This window comes from Paraburkholderia sp. GAS38 (genome assembly GCF_050434965.1).
In the GTDB taxonomy this organism is placed as follows: domain Bacteria; phylum Pseudomonadota; class Gammaproteobacteria; order Burkholderiales; family Burkholderiaceae; genus Paraburkholderia; species Paraburkholderia phenazinium_A.
The window spans coordinates 118,095-131,748 of the sequence record NZ_JBNDJO010000015.1 but is presented as its reverse complement, the minus strand read 5'-3'; the positions used below and the strand labels follow the sequence as shown (position 1 = coordinate 131,748).

The following is a 13,654-nucleotide window of genomic DNA, read 5'->3' as shown; positions in this document are numbered from 1 at the left end:
CAGGGCCGAATCAACAAACGAATCGAAGTTGGAGAAGCAACGTGTTCAAGTGTAGAAACCAGTCCTGCGAAGCGCAGTGGGAGCAATCGGATGTCGTCATCAAGAACGAGGGCCAGGGGCTCCTGTTCCGCTGTCCGATGTGCGGCGCGCGCAATTACGTCGAACGTTTCGACGCGGACGATGGCTCGGTGGTCTACGAGCAGATTGAAGGCCGTCCGTCCCTCGGCCCCATGGCCGAATAAGCCCTTAGCCTTCAGCCGATAGCGAGCCATCCTTATGAATAGTCCCACCCAAGCCGGCGCGCCGTTCAGCCAGTTGTCGTTGCCGCCTGCCGTGCTCGCCAATCTGACCCAGCTCGGCTACGTCGACATGACGCCGATCCAGGCCGCGAGTCTGCCGGTTGCGCTGGCCGGCCACGATCTGATTGCCCAGGCGAAGACCGGCAGCGGCAAGACCGCGGCGTTTTCGCTTGCGCTTTTGTCGCGCCTCGATGCCCGCAATTTCGATGTGCAGGCCATGGTGCTGTGCCCGACGCGCGAACTTGCCGATCAGGTCACCCAGGAAATCCGCCGCCTCGCGCGCGCCGAGCAGAACATCAAGGTGCTGACGCTGTGCGGCGGCACGCCCATGCGTCCGCAGACGACGAGCCTCGAACAGGGCGCGCACATTGTCGTCGGCACGCCGGGGCGCATCATGGATCACCTCGAGCGTGGCAGTCTCGCGCTGGGGGCGCTGAACACGCTGGTGCTCGATGAAGCCGACCGCATGCTCGACATGGGCTTCTTCGACGACATCGCCACCGTTGTGCGTCAATGTCCGAAGGAGCGCCAGACGCTGCTGTTCTCCGCGACGTATCCGGACGGAATCGGCAAGCTGAGCCAGCAGTTCCTGCGCAGTCCGAAGGAAATCAAGCTCGAAGAGCGGCACGACAACAGCAAGATTCGCCAACGTTTCTACGAAGTGACGGAAGACGGCCGGCTGCACGCGGTCGGGCTGCTGCTGAATCACTATCGTCCGGTGAGCACGCTGGCGTTCTGCAATACCAAGCAGCAGTGCCGCGATCTGCTCGACGTGCTGCGCGCGCAGGGTTTCCATGCGCTTGCACTGCACGGCGAACTCGATCAGCGCGAACGCGACCAGGTGCTGATCCAGTTCGCGAATCGCAGTTGCTCGGTGCTGGTGGCCACGGACGTCGCGGCGCGCGGTCTGGATATCGCGCAACTCGAAGCGGTGATCAACGTCGACGTGACGCCGGACCCGGAAGTGCACGTGCACCGCATCGGCCGTACGGGCCGCGCCGACCAGGAAGGCTGGGCGCTGAGTCTTGCGAGCATGAACGAGATGGGCCGCGTCGGCGGTCTTGAGCAGGCGCAGGGGCGTGAGGTGGCGTGGCATCCGTTATCGGAGCTGACCTCGACCAGCAACGAGCGCCTGCTGCCGCCGATGGAAACGCTGCAGATTCTCGGCGGCCGCAAGGAAAAGATCCGCCCGGGCGATGTGCTCGGCGCGCTGACTGGCGAAGCGGGATTCACCGGCACGCAGATCGGCAAGATCAACGTGACGGAATTCTCGACCTACGTCGCCGTCGAGCGCAGCGTCGCCCGCGACGCGTTGCGCAAGCTCAGCGCCGGCAAGGTGAAGGGCAAGAAGGTGAAAGTCCGTCTGATGGACGAGTAGGCGGCAGGAACGGCTGCGCTCGCACGGGCGCAGCCCTGATGGTTTCCCTCGCGTTTTTTGCATGACACGGCTCGCTCGCAGCCATCCGCCGTTCGCCCCGCTTCCGCCGGTTTCTGCCTGATTCTCCTGAGCCTCTCCTGCTTTCCTCCGCCCCACAGGGCCTGGCGCTCGCCATGACGTAAACGCATGCCGCGCATGACAAAGTATCGATTGTGACCGCGCTTTGGCTGATGCCTAATCGTCAGACCGGCTGGAGCGCATGGGACAAGGCGCTCCGCAGCCTCGCCGTCCGATGGAGAAACCGTTATGCAGAGCGCCTTGCACGCCCGCTCGAAATTGCCCGATGTAGGTACCACGATCTTTACCGTGATCGGCCAGTTGGCCGCGCAACACGAAGCGTTGAACCTGTCGCAGGGGGCGCCGAATTTCGCACCGGACCCGCATCTGGTGGACGGCGTCGCCGCCGCCATGCGCGCCGGACATAACCAGTACGCGCCGATGGCGGGCATCGGTGCGCTGCGCGAAGCGCTCGCCGACAAGGTCGAGACCTTATACGGCGTGCGTTACGACCCGGCTACCGAAGTCACCGTGATCGCCAGTGCGAGCGAGGGACTGTATTCGACGATTAGCGCGCTCGTGCATCCCGGCGACGAAGTGATTTACTTCGAGCCGTCTTTCGACAGCTATGCGCCGATCGTGCGCCTGCAAGGCGCCACGCCGATTCCGATCAAGCTGTCGCTCAGCGATTTCCGGGTGAACTGGGACGAGGTGGCCGCGGCGGTCACGCCGAAGACGCGCATGATCATCATCAACACGCCGCACAACCCGACGGCGACCGTGTTCAGCGATGCTGACATCGAGCGCCTCAAAGCCGTGACCCGCAACACCGATATCGTGGTGCTGGCCGACGAGGTCTACGAGCACGTCGTGTTCGATGGTGCGAAGCATCAGAGCATGGCGTGCTATCCCGAACTGGCGGAACGCAGCGTGATCGTGTCGTCGTTCGGCAAGACGCATCACGTGACGGGCTGGCGGGTCGGCTATTGTCTCGCTCCCGCCGAACTGATGGACGAGATCCGCAAGGTCCATCAATTCATGGTGTTTTCCGCCGATACGCCCATGCAATACGCGTTCGTCGAAGCACTCGCCAAGCCGCAAACCTATCTCGGGCTCTCGGCGTTCTATCAGCAGAAACGCGATTTGCTGGCGCATGCGTTGCGCGACTCGCGCTTCGAATTGTTGCCGAGTGAAGGCAGCTTCTTCATGCTCGCGCGCTTTCGCGGCTTCTCCGAGGAAAGCGATAGCGACTTCGTGTTGCGCCTGATTCGCGATGCGCGCGTGGCGACGATTCCGCTCTCGGCGTTTTACACGGACGGCACCGATTCCGGCCTGATTCGCCTGAGCTTTTCGAAGGACGATGCGACGCTGATCGAAGGCGCGCGGCGGTTGTGTGAGATCTGAGAAACGTCGGATCACGCCGCCGGCACCGAGGGCGGCAGATTCGATGCGACGTCAAATTCAAAGTGAAGAAGCTACGATGAAACTGCTCAAAACCCTGTTCACGCTGGCATGCGCGCTGGCGTCAGTCTCTGCTTTCGCCGCCGATGCCGGCACCTTGCGCTTCGGTCTCGAAGCGCAGTATCCGCCGTTCGAATCGAAAGGGCCGAGCGGTGAGTTGCAAGGCCTCGACGTCGACATCGGCAAGGCCGTGTGCACCACGGCGCACTTGACGTGCAAGTGGGTCGAAACTTCGTTCGACGGCTTGATTCCCGCGCTGCAGGGCCGCAAGTTCGATGCGATCAATTCGGCGATGAACGCCACCGAGAAGCGCCGCCAGGCGATCGATTTCACCAGCGTGATCTACCGCGTGCCGACGCAGTTGATTGCCAAAAACGGCAGCGGCCTCGTGCCCACACCCGAGTCGCTAAAAGGCAAGCGCGTCGGCGTGCTGCAGGCGTCGATCCAGGAAACCTACGCGAAGACGCATTGGGAAGGCGCGGGCGTGAACGTCGTGTCGTACCAGGATCAGAACCAGATCTACGCGGACCTGGTGTCCGGCCGCCTCGATGCGACGCTCCTGCTGGCGCCGGCAGGGCAAGCGGCTTTCCTGTCGCGACCCGACGGCAAGGACTTCGCCTTCGTCGGACAGCCTGTGCGCGACGATAAGATTCTTGGCAGCGGCATCGCGTTTGGACTGCGCAAGGGCGACACCGCGCTGCGCGATCAACTGAACGCGGCGATCGCGAAAGTGCAGGCCGACGGCACAGTGAAGACGTTGGCCCAGAAGTATCTGGGCAATATCGACGTCTCGCCGAAGTAAGCTGACCTCATGCGTTCTGCGGAGTCTGATCGGCGCTGCGAAACGCGTTTTCCGCGTTGATCAGGCGACGCTTGAGCATAGGCACGTTGTTCACCACGCGCAGACCGGTACGCATCGCGCCGAGCGCCACGCGCCCGACCACCGGACGATGCAGCGCACCGCGATCGTCGAACTGCTTGCGCGATTCCGCGACCGCGTGAAATCCGTAGCGGCGCATCTCCGCCTCGTATCCCGCGACCGCGTCGTGCCCCGACAGCCTGCCGCGTTGCGCGTCGCCGAGGCGGGCCGCCAGCAGCGCCGCATCGCGTAAGGCGGTGTTGGCGCCGATGCCGCGGCCTGGCGTCATCAGATGCACCGCATCGCCGAGGACGGTCACGTTGGTCGTGGGCCAGGCGTCGACCGGCAGCGAGGTGCGGACATCGACGCTGAAGGCCGTGCTCGAATCCGACGCGCGAATCAGCGCGCGCAGGTTGGGATGCCAGCCGTCGGTGATTTCGGTGGCGAGCGCGAGCAGGGCCGGTTGTCCCAGCGACTTCGGATCGGCCGGCAGATTGCGCAGCGCGCCCCACACACCCCACATCAGATAGTCGCGGCTGTTGTCAAACAGCAGACCGGGCCAGCGCGCGAGCAGGTCGGCGTCGCTGCTGCCAATGCCTTCCTTCAGCCCGTCCACTCCCCACGGGAATTCCATCACGTGAACGATGCCGCCGAAGCCCTTCGGGGCATTGATCAGCGTGATGCCGTCCAGCACCTTGGGCGGCAGCAGCGCGCGCGTCGCCGCGCTCATCGGCACCTTGGCCGCGATGCTGACGATGCCGGTGTTGGCGAGCCGCGCGTGCGGCAGCAATTGACGGCGCACCTTCGAGCGCGCGCCATCCGCGCCGACCAGCAGATCCGCAGTGGCGTGGGTGCCGTCGGCGAAATGCGCGGTGACGCTGCCGTCCGCGTGTTGTTCGTAGGCGGTGAAGGTCTTGTCGAAGTGAATCTGCTCCTCCAGGCCGGTGAGCAGAACCTGCCGCAAGGTCATGCGGCTCACGGATTTGCCGCCGCTCAGCGCTTCGTCGTCGATCGGTACGGACAACAACTCGGTCATGCGCTCGGTCAGGATATTGAAGTGGTGGGGCGTGCGTGCACACGTCGCGAGGAAGGTCGCGAACAGATCGGGCGGCAGACACGCCTTCAGCGAAGCGACGCCCTGTTCGTTGATGCCGACACGATAGCCCTGCAGACCGTCGACCCGGCTGCGATCCCGTTCGTAGACGGCGACCTTGAGGCCGGCCTGCGTTAGCCCGTGCGCGAGACACAAACCGCCCGTGCCGGCGCCGATGATGATGACATTCAAAGGTTCGCGGCTCATGACGGGCTCTCCTTCCTGGCGGCGGGTTTGACTTGCTTGTAGGTGGTGGCGTCGGCGGGCAGGATGAAGCGTTGGGCGATTTCTTCCAGCCACTCAGGGCTCCATGTCAGCGTGCCGGCCTTCAGGTCTGCGACTACCGTACGTACCCACTCCAGTTCCGCTGTCAATTGCGCGCGTACCAGTTCGCCTTCGAGCAGGAACAGGCGCGGCACCTGGACGGCGTTGGCTTCGTCGGTCATGGCGTCGATGCGGACCAGTTCGCGCTCGAGCGCGCCGACGCGGGTTTCGAGCTGGCGGCGCACGTCGTCGGGGGACAGCAGCGGCAGGAAGGAGAGCGCGGCCGGGAAGGCCGGGAATTCACGCGCGGGCTGGGCAAGCTGTTCGCGCAGCCACAGGCGGGCGGTGTCGCGGCCGGCTTCGGTGATTTCGTAGACCGTGCGCTCCGGAAAGGCGCCGTCGCGCCCGGTTTCGCGGATCGCGATCAGGTCGCCGCGCAGCAGGCGGTCGATGGTCTGGTAGAGGCTGTTGCGCTGGCCGACGTTGATGACCTCGTCCTTGCCGCGCGCCTTGATGAGCTGCTGCATCCGGTAGGGATGCATCGGGGCTTCGGTGAGCATCGCGAGGACAGCAAGCGCGAGCGGAGAATGACGAACCATGGGCTATGACTAGTGTGAATGTATCTAGTCATAATATAACTATCGAGATAAGCTTGGCAAGCGCTCTCCGAGTACGTCCTTTTATTGTTCTTCTATCGGGTCGCCGTGGTAGAAGACCATCCAGTCGCCGAAGAACCGTCCGTCGTACGGAATGGTGCTGTTCACGATATCGATGACGACTTCGTCCTGCACACCGATCAGGGCGTCTTCTCCTTCCGTCTCGCTCGGCGCGGGAAAGAACAGTCTCGATGTGGCCGGATCCGCGAAGCGCAGGTAGAGATGGGCGGCGTACGCGGTTCTGACGTGACACAGCGGTCCAATCGCGGGGCCCGGGTAGCCCAGTCCGCCCAGTGGCGTATCGAGCTGGTTGCGGCCATGAAGCAGCCCCAGATAGAGTCCGTGGGGCGCATCTTTCATCTTGCCGTAGAGCGGCAGCGCGCGGTCGTCGCGGCAGAGGAAGTGCACATGGTCGATGGAAGGATGGGCATCCCGTAGAGCGGAGACACGAGGCGGGACGGTCGCGAGGTCACCTTGCAACGCAGTGTGTGCGCCGCGCGGCGAGCTTGCGTCAGGTAGCTGGAGAAAAAAAGAAGCCATGGGATTCTCGCGTTAAAGCGTTCGTGGTCAGATTGCTTCGGGTCGCCACCTTCGCGCCGTCCGTTATGCCGCAAAAACTCGGGCAATACCTCTCCATCGCAACGCCCGTGGCAGCTTTGCCTTGGGACGTCGCGCGAGGGTGTGCTTGCCAGTTGCTGCCGTGACGCCGATCGCCGCGTGATGCTTCGTGAGCGGCCGGGTGGTGTCAGGCGCGACGGTCCAACCGTGTCGCGGTTGAAAACTCGCCCACCGCCGGGATGTCGCCCAGCCCTGCTTCCCTGCCGCCGGCGTATCCGTCCTGATCCGACCGCGGTTGGTCCACGCCGGAGATTCGCATTGCGACGACGGTCGCAACCGAACTGCCGTACACGTTCAGGGCGGTTCGACCCATGTCGAAGAATGCGTCGATTCCGAGGATCAGCACGACGGCCTCAACCGGCAAACCGACCGCCGTCAGCACGATGGTGATCGCAACGATCGCTCCGGACGGAACGTTTGCCGCGCCATCGATCGTGATGATCGTCAATACGACCACCGTCAGCATCAGCGGCCATGTCCAGACGAGGTGGTAGGCGTCCGCCAGGTAACCCACCGCCAGCGCCGTGTAGAGAACGGCCCCGTCCCGGTTGAATATGTAGGACAACGGCAGAATGGTCGACGCCACGGAGGGCGGCACGCCCATGTCCGTCAGTTTCTTGAGATGAACCGGAAACGTGATTTCCGACGAACGCGTGGTGAAGGCGAGAATCAGCGGCTCGCTCACGTGCTTGATGAGCGCGATGGGCGACCGGCCGATCAGCTTGACGATCGCGCTGAGTAGCACGGCAAGAATGGCCATGCCGAGATAGGCCACGCCGAGCAGCTTGAGCAACGGCATGATGCCGGCGAGTCCCTTCGATGCCAGCAGCGTGGCCATGCCGGCGAAAATTGCGAGCGGCGAGAGCGCGACGATCCACTGCGTCATTTTGAAGAGGGCCGCCAGCATGGACTCGAGTACCGCGATGAAGGGCACGGCCCGTTCCTCGATCGCGGATAACGCCGAGCCCAGCAGGACACCGAAGACCAGGATCGGCAACGAGTTGCCGGCCGCCAGCGCCCCGACGATATTGGCCGGCACGAGATCGACAACGAACTGCGTCCAGTCGAGGCTGCTAGCCAGGTTCGCAGGCATCGCGGCGGTATGCGTGAGACCCGCCCCAAGGCCCGGCCGGAAAAACATGTTCAAGCCGAGACCGAGGACGCTGGACACCACGGTCATCACCAGGAAAAAGGCGATGCTCAACGCTGCGGTTTTTCCCAGACGTCCGCGTTCCACGCCCATCTTGAACACGCCGACAGTGACGGACAACAGGATCAGCGGCATGACGACCATCTTGATCGCATGTCCAAAAATGGTGACGACAAACGCAAGCTTGCTGCCTACGCTCGGAACAAGAATTCCGGTCAGTACGCCTAACACCAATGCAATCAGCATTTGCGCCGGAACGGAGATTCCTTTAGTTCGAAGATTCATGTTGGCCTCGGATGATCTGGATTCGCGCATCGGTTCCATCCACAATGTGATTCCACATATGACGTCGTGCTTCTTCCGGCTCTTTGGCGGCGATGGCGGCGTAAATGTTCAGATGCTCCAGCGTGCCCCGGCGCACGGTAGCGGCGTCGCTGCGCGGCAACTCGTTGAGCGCCAGACCGGTTTGAGCCCGTAGCCCCGCGTAGGTCGTGAACAGGCGCTCGTTTCGCGAAGCCGCAAACATCTCTTGATGGAACGTCCAGCCGGTTCGCTGCTCGTGCATCAGGTCGATCGCTTCGGTATTGATGATTTGCCGCAACTGGTCGATCGCCTTGATCATTCCTTCAGTTGCGCCGTTGATCGCAGCGAGATAAGCGGCCGTGCTCTCGAGGGCGAGACGCACCTCGAAAATTTCGCGCAGGTCGTTCGTGTCCGGCGCGGCGACGTAGGTGCCTTTGCGCGGAACCACCTTCACCAGTCCTTCGACAACCAGACGTTGTATCGCAGAACGCACCGGCGTATGCCCGAGCATCAGTTCGTCTGCGATGCTCCGTGGCGATACCGGTTGATCAGGCGCGAGCCTGCCATCCAGAATGCGTGAGCGGATCTGGGCGTATGCGGCTTGCGTATCGGATGGGGCGTTTTCCAGCATCTGAGATCTCAGTTGAATTTCTTATAGGACAAATTTGAGACGAGCCAAGCGTAACGTATGGCGTGATCAAGCGAACCTGTCAGCCCTGACAGGATGGCCCGATGCGGCTGCTGAAGTTTGTTGGACGGTATTGCGCTGTTGAAGCGGACCCGGTAAGTTCGCTCGGGTTATTTCATTCGATGCCGGCAGGTGAAAATTTCGCCATGCACTAGATGGCTATCGGTCACTCAACTGCTCCACCTTGCAGCGTGGATATTCTCGAACCATGTCCCAGCATCGCACGCTTTTCTCGGTTTGCTCCGTTCCGGCTGAATGGGTTTATCCGCTACGCAGCGCCGTCTTATTGGAGGGGCGATCCGATTCGTGCCGCTTTCGCGGAGACGATGAGGCGTCGACCCTACACCTCGCGGTTTATCAGGATGAACGAATCGTTGCGGTGGCGACGGTGTGTCGCGAAGCGCTAAGCGGTTCGGTTAGCGACGCCGAATGGCGCTTGCGCGGCATTGCCGTGGAGGAAGGGTTGCGCGGATATGGACTTGGCCGCTTACTGGTCAAGCTGTGTCTCGATCACGTTCAAAAGGAAGGCGGGAGACTGGCCTGGTGTACCGCGAGAGAGACTGCCCGGAAATTTTATGAGCTGCTGGACTTCGTTTCCTTCACGCCGCCGTTCACGTTGCCGTCCAGAGCAGGTGTTCGGTTTTATGAAATGCACCATGTGCTGCCCGGTGGGCACGGGCCGGATGTGGATTGATTCGGGTTGCTTAGTTTTTTGGGGCGTGGGCGCGTTTGCGCTGGTTGATGGCGATGCGCGAACACGCGTCCAGGTGGCACTCGCCACCTGGACAAATCTATTCTGATGCGCCGAACTTCGGCGCACCATGATTCCGTTAGTCAGACATCGCCGTGCTGGTTGCCTCGGACTGCACTAACTCTCGCACGATCAGATACACCGCCGGCAGGTCGTCATCGTCGCGCCGCCAGTCGACGGGCTCGTCGAGATCGCCACTGCACAGGCGACTGTCGTCAAACCTGGCGAACATCATTCGGATGGTTTCTTTGTTCCGTGCCCGGAAGCCCGGATTCTCGAACACTTGCTCGTCTATGGTTTGCAGCGTGCGCCAGGTGGGCGACCCCGAGCCGCTCGGATAGGCGCGCCGGCCACTGCCGATATGACGCTTCGCCACCGTGACGATGACCTGCTGGAGGTCAAGGGAGGCGGCTCGCAGTTCACGTTCCAGGGCGACTTGATTGACGTTACCGGATTCTGTTTCGAGTGCAGTGGCGTTGATCATGATGTTGTTTTCGTCAAAAGGCTGGGCAACGGATTGCGTCAAACGTGACGCTTTAACGGTGTCTCGCCACGCTGCGCGAGCAACTGACGGATCTGGGCGAGGTAGCTATCACCGACCGTGCAGTCTTCTACAGGACGGCTGCGCTGATTGGGCGCCGGCGGCCGCACCCCCAGATAGCGGCACACCGCGGACAGATACGGCTTGCCGTGACCTCCCAGATGCCGCGCGGCACTCGCCACGCGTACGTCCCCAACGTGCTTGCACAACCAGGCAAGCGTTTCGCTGTCATCGTCGTTCAAGATGCGTATGAGGTGGTTCATGGCGGACCCTGTATATGCATGCACCTGTAAATTTATACAGTATTTTGGTGGGATGCAAGGGGATTGGAGATTTGGGGTGGTGGCGGGGTTGTTTGGAGGTTATGCGGGCGAGCGGTTCGCGGGTAGGGCGTGCAGACGAACGGTGGGACTCGTCTTCCTCGGAAGCTAGTTTTTGTGTGATTCAGGGTTGATGCGGCGGCCAGATGCCGGGGGCGTCGAAGCGGCGTAGCCATAGGTCGGTCAGGTGGCGGTTAAAGCGTAGCTCGCCAGCGTTTGAGCCTAGGCCCATCGAACGGATTACCGTCGTCCTGACGTCGCGGACGACCTGGTTGACGGCGACGTACAGCGGCGGAGCGCCATGGGCAACCGGTCCCATTTCCGGGCCATCGCCTGCTCGGATCACCAGCCCTCCACCCGCGAAATCGTAGAACCGGAATGCCGGATCGGTGAGGTGCGAACGGATCGCCTGATTGCCGCCCAGCTTCTCGACGTAATGCCCACCCAGCACCGTGTACCAGTTCACGCCCTTTATGCCTTTCCAGCCTTCCGTCATTAGGCCAGTAGAGACTGGATCGTCGATTTCCAGCCCGTAGTACTGCTGCGCAAGCTTCAATTCGTAAGGCTCCCAACGGGCGAATTCATGGGGCAGCGCAAGCGCAAGACCTGCGTATCCATGCGTCGCGTTGAGCCGGTTGCAGCACTTGAGCAGAAAGTCATGAAGGGCAAATTTGCCGCTATCCCACTGTCCCTTCTGAGCCGCGTCGCACGCGACCCAGAAGCTGAGATAAGAACCATCATCACCCATGGTCTGTTGCCAGTCTGGGACCGTTAAGCACTCGATTGCATGGTCGCCAACGTAGTTCTGGTTAAAGCTCCCCATAAAGCCGAGCTCCAATTCGTCATCGGCTTTAACGTTGGTGAAAGCATCACGTGTGACCTCGATCAGACGTTCATCGAAATACCACGGGGTCGGCTTACCTCCAGTAGGCTGTGGGTCCCAGCCCCATTGCAGTCCCTTGCCGAAAGCAGCGAAGTAGTCGTCAAAGCATGCCCTGAGCGCCTGTCGGATCGCCGGCGTATGCCCGTCGCGGAACGATAGCGTGGCGCGCAGTACCAGTTTGACAACGTAGCGATAGTCAGGCTCCGGGCTGTCTGGGGCGACGTAGCCGCAGTCATAGGCGTAATCGGAGAGCTCGGTGAGTGTCATGGATAACGTTAGATCAGGGAGAGGCGAGTCATAACGCATCTCGGCATAGTCGTCAGGGTTGATGCGGCGGCCAGATGCCGGGGGCATCGAATCGGCGCAGCCATAGGTCGGTCAGGTGGCGGTTAAAACGCAGCTCGCCAGCGTTTGACCCAAACCCCATCGAACGGATTACCGTCGTCCTGACGTCGCGGACGACCTGGTTGACGGCGACGTACAGCGGCGGAGCGCCATGGGCAACCGGTCCCATTTCCGGGCCATCGCCTGCTCGGATCAGCAGCCCTCCACCCGCGAAATCGTAGAACCGGAATGCCGGATCGGTGAGGTGCGAACGGATCGCCTGACTGCCGCCCAGCTTCTCCACGTAATGTCCGCCGAGCACTGTGTACCAGTTCACCCCCTTGATGCCCTTCCAGCCCTCTGTCATCACGGCAGTTGTCACTGTCTTGTCGATTTCCAGCGCGCAGTACCGTTGCGCAAGCGCCAGTTCATAAGGCTCCCAACGGGCGTATTCATGGGGCAGGGCGAGCGCGAAGCCTGCATACCCGTGCGTTGCGTTAAGTCGGTTGCAGCAAGTGAGCAGAAAGTCATGCAGCGGGAATTTCCCTCCATCCCATTGCCCCTTCTGAACCGTGTCGCATGCGACCCAGAAGCTGAGATAAGAGCCATCACGTCCGATGGCCTGCTCCCAGTCTGGGACTGTTAGGCATTTGATCCCGTAATCACCTACGTAGTCGGGATTCAGGCCGCTCATGAAGCCAAGGACCATGCCATCGTTCGCTTTGACGTCAGTGAAAGCCTCGTTAGTGAGCTCGACCAGGCGCTCATCGAAATACCACGGGGTGGGTTTGCCTCCGGCGGGTTGCGGATCCCAGCCCCATTGCAGTTCCTTGCCGAAAACGGCGAAGTAGTCGTCAAAGCAAGCCCTGAGCGCCTGTCGGGTCGCCGGCGTATGCCCGTCGCGGAAAGACAATGTGACGCGCAGCACCAGTTTGACAACGTAGTGATAGTCAGGCTCCGGGCTGTCTGGGGCGATGTAGTCGCAGTCATAGGCGTAATCGGAAAGCTCTTTGGGTGTCATGGGGAACCTTGGATCAGGGAGCAGCAAGTAGCACCAGCGAAGCGCCGCCGGTTTCGGGAGCGGCCGCGACCGCGAGAACAACCAGTGCGCCGGCCAGCACGACAGGCCAGCCGGACACGTGGCTGGTCGGCGTTGCACTCAGTGTTTCACCGAGCGGACGCATCCCCTGCGGATACGTTACGGGCTGCGGTCGTACCAAGGCCAGACGCCTTGCGGTTGCACGCGCGGGCGCACGTGACGGAACCGAAACCGGAACCTGTTTAGGCTGCCGCCGTCTCGTGCGGCATCGGCAACCCAGTTCGGGGTCCGGGTGCTCAGGTTGCAGCAGGTTGAATTCGCCTTCGCCGGCTATGGTCGCGTACGCCTTTGCTTGCAACTCGTCGAGAGAATCACCGTCAAACTTGACTTCGACGATGCGCTCGATGTTCTGTTGCACCGGGATGAAGTGCCGGATATCGGCAGTGCCGGCCTTGAGTTCCCCTAGTAATTCAGACGGACACCTAAGGACGATCACGTCAGGAATGCGCAGGGACTTACCGCCAGCCGCCTCCAGATCCTGCCGGGTAAGCGGATCCCCGGCCGCATCGGCAGCGGCTTCAGCCGCCGCCTGGGCGGCCCGATTGATGGACTGCAATGCCGAGAGCGGAAATGTGCTCGGCCGAGTTTCTTCGCTTGCTGACATGATCGGGGCAGGCGGTTCCTTGGTCATGTCGTAACCCACCTCACCCTTGTATCGCCAGTATTGCTTCTTGAGCCGGTTGTCATCCCATATCGAGCGGGTCACCGTGCGCTGATACATGGGATAGCCGCGGCGATTGGTCATCGGCTCAAGGAGCGCAGGGCAGCACTTGCCGCAGAGGTAGCCCTTATCGAGCGGGTTGGCGAGCGGCGCCACCGGCGTGGTGGCCTCAGGCCGCGTCTGGTCACCACCATACTGCGGTTCTTCGGCACGTTTTGGAGGGCGAGATCCCATGTCTGTCCTTGAAGA

Annotated in this window: 14 protein-coding genes and 1 pseudogene; 5 read left to right on the top strand and 10 right to left on the bottom strand. The window is 61.9% G+C overall.

Annotated elements, in window-relative coordinates:
• Window positions 1–41: 41 nt before the first annotated feature.
• The 4 genes from P3T42_RS29450 (at window position 42) to P3T42_RS29435 (ending at window position 3,997) form a co-directional block, all read left to right on the top strand.
• On the top strand, window positions 42–242 hold the full coding sequence (locus P3T42_RS29450) for a hypothetical protein (RefSeq protein WP_074301136.1): 201 nt from the start codon (window positions 42–44) through the stop codon (window positions 240–242).
• 34 nt (window positions 243–276) lie between these two features.
• Window positions 277–1,677, top strand: coding sequence for an ATP-dependent RNA helicase DbpA (gene dbpA, locus P3T42_RS29445; RefSeq protein ID WP_429308028.1), 1,401 nt, complete (start codon window positions 277–279; stop codon window positions 1,675–1,677).
• Window positions 1,678–1,983: 306 nt separating this feature from the next.
• Window positions 1,984–3,138, top strand: a complete 1,155-nt coding sequence (locus P3T42_RS29440) for a pyridoxal phosphate-dependent aminotransferase (RefSeq protein ID WP_429308027.1) — start codon at window positions 1,984–1,986, stop codon at window positions 3,136–3,138.
• 76 nt (window positions 3,139–3,214) lie between these two features.
• On the top strand, window positions 3,215–3,997 hold the full coding sequence (locus P3T42_RS29435) for an ABC transporter substrate-binding protein (protein ID WP_074301133.1): 783 nt from the start codon (window positions 3,215–3,217) through the stop codon (window positions 3,995–3,997).
• A gap of 7 nt (window positions 3,998–4,004) precedes the next feature.
• Here P3T42_RS29435 and P3T42_RS29430 read toward each other — a convergent pair whose 3' ends face one another.
• From P3T42_RS29430 to P3T42_RS29410, 5 genes and pseudogenes are all read right to left on the bottom strand, one after another.
• A complete protein-coding gene (locus P3T42_RS29430) occupies window positions 4,005–5,354 on the bottom strand; it encodes an FAD-dependent oxidoreductase (RefSeq protein ID WP_074301132.1) in 1,350 nt (449 codons plus the stop codon).
• Window positions 5,351–6,010, bottom strand: coding sequence for a PadR family transcriptional regulator (locus P3T42_RS29425; protein ID WP_429308026.1), 660 nt, complete (start codon window positions 6,008–6,010; stop codon window positions 5,351–5,353). Before P3T42_RS29425 ends, P3T42_RS29430 begins: the two co-directional genes overlap by 4 nt.
• 81 nt (window positions 6,011–6,091) lie before the next feature.
• Entirely contained in the window at window positions 6,092–6,607 is a 516-nt protein-coding gene (locus tag P3T42_RS29420) for a hypothetical protein (RefSeq protein ID WP_429308025.1), read from the bottom strand.
• A gap of 322 nt (window positions 6,608–6,929) precedes the next feature.
• A pseudogene (locus tag P3T42_RS29415) lies at window positions 6,930–8,120 on the bottom strand (dicarboxylate/amino acid:cation symporter); the annotation flags it as partial.
• Window positions 8,104–8,766, bottom strand: a complete 663-nt coding sequence (locus P3T42_RS29410; protein WP_171991758.1) for a GntR family transcriptional regulator — start codon at window positions 8,764–8,766, stop codon at window positions 8,104–8,106. The gene P3T42_RS29410 and the pseudogene P3T42_RS29415, both read right to left, overlap by 17 nt.
• Window positions 8,767–9,034: 268 nt before the next feature.
• On the opposite strand from P3T42_RS29410, the gene P3T42_RS29405 reads away from it, so the two are divergent.
• Complete coding sequence (locus P3T42_RS29405; RefSeq protein WP_074301129.1) at window positions 9,035–9,520, top strand: GNAT family N-acetyltransferase; 486 nt, start codon at window positions 9,035–9,037, stop codon at window positions 9,518–9,520.
• A 136-nt stretch (window positions 9,521–9,656) separates the two neighbouring features.
• Here P3T42_RS29405 and P3T42_RS29400 read toward each other — a convergent pair whose 3' ends face one another.
• From P3T42_RS29400 to P3T42_RS29380, 5 genes are all read right to left on the bottom strand, one after another.
• The gene (locus P3T42_RS29400; RefSeq protein ID WP_253190234.1) at window positions 9,657–10,103 is read right to left on the bottom strand and encodes a DUF2471 domain-containing protein; all 447 of its coding nucleotides are present in this window, start codon (window positions 10,101–10,103) and stop codon (window positions 9,657–9,659) included.
• Complete coding sequence (locus P3T42_RS29395) at window positions 10,100–10,381, bottom strand: hypothetical protein (RefSeq protein ID WP_074301128.1); 282 nt, start codon at window positions 10,379–10,381, stop codon at window positions 10,100–10,102. Before P3T42_RS29395 ends, P3T42_RS29400 begins: the two co-directional genes overlap by 4 nt.
• Before the next feature lie 181 nt (window positions 10,382–10,562).
• On the bottom strand, window positions 10,563–11,588 hold the full coding sequence (locus P3T42_RS29390; protein WP_429308024.1) for a type VI immunity family protein: 1,026 nt from the start codon (window positions 11,586–11,588) through the stop codon (window positions 10,563–10,565).
• 52 nt (window positions 11,589–11,640) lie between these two features.
• The gene (locus tag P3T42_RS29385; protein ID WP_429308023.1) at window positions 11,641–12,666 is read right to left on the bottom strand and encodes a type VI immunity family protein; all 1,026 of its coding nucleotides are present in this window, start codon (window positions 12,664–12,666) and stop codon (window positions 11,641–11,643) included.
• A 13-nt stretch (window positions 12,667–12,679) separates the two neighbouring features.
• Entirely contained in the window at window positions 12,680–13,639 is a 960-nt protein-coding gene (locus P3T42_RS29380) for a VRR-NUC domain-containing protein (protein WP_429308022.1), read from the bottom strand.
• Window positions 13,640–13,654 lie beyond the last annotated feature (15 nt).

Coding starts and splice junctions, on each gene's coding strand:
- dbpA (WP_429308028.1), top strand. CDS start 277: ATGAATAGTCCCACCCAAGCCGGCGCGCCGTTCAGCCAGTTGTCGTTG.
- P3T42_RS29440 (WP_429308027.1), top strand. CDS start 1,984: ATGCAGAGCGCCTTGCACGCCCGCTCGAAATTGCCCGATGTAGGTACC.
- P3T42_RS29435 (WP_074301133.1), top strand. CDS start 3,215: ATGAAACTGCTCAAAACCCTGTTCACGCTGGCATGCGCGCTGGCGTCA.
- P3T42_RS29430 (WP_074301132.1), bottom strand. CDS start 5,354: ATGAGCCGCGAACCTTTGAATGTCATCATCATCGGCGCCGGCACGGGC.
- P3T42_RS29425 (WP_429308026.1), bottom strand. CDS start 6,010: ATGGTTCGTCATTCTCCGCTCGCGCTTGCTGTCCTCGCGATGCTCACC.
- P3T42_RS29420 (WP_429308025.1), bottom strand. CDS start 6,607: ATGGCTTCTTTTTTTCTCCAGCTACCTGACGCAAGCTCGCCGCGCGGC.
- P3T42_RS29405 (WP_074301129.1), top strand. CDS start 9,035: ATGTCCCAGCATCGCACGCTTTTCTCGGTTTGCTCCGTTCCGGCTGAA.
- P3T42_RS29395 (WP_074301128.1), bottom strand. CDS start 10,381: ATGAACCACCTCATACGCATCTTGAACGACGATGACAGCGAAACGCTT.
- P3T42_RS29390 (WP_429308024.1), bottom strand. CDS start 11,588: ATGACACTCACCGAGCTCTCCGATTACGCCTATGACTGCGGCTACGTC.
- P3T42_RS29385 (WP_429308023.1), bottom strand. CDS start 12,666: ATGACACCCAAAGAGCTTTCCGATTACGCCTATGACTGCGACTACATC.
- P3T42_RS29380 (WP_429308022.1), bottom strand. CDS start 13,639: ATGGGATCTCGCCCTCCAAAACGTGCCGAAGAACCGCAGTATGGTGGT.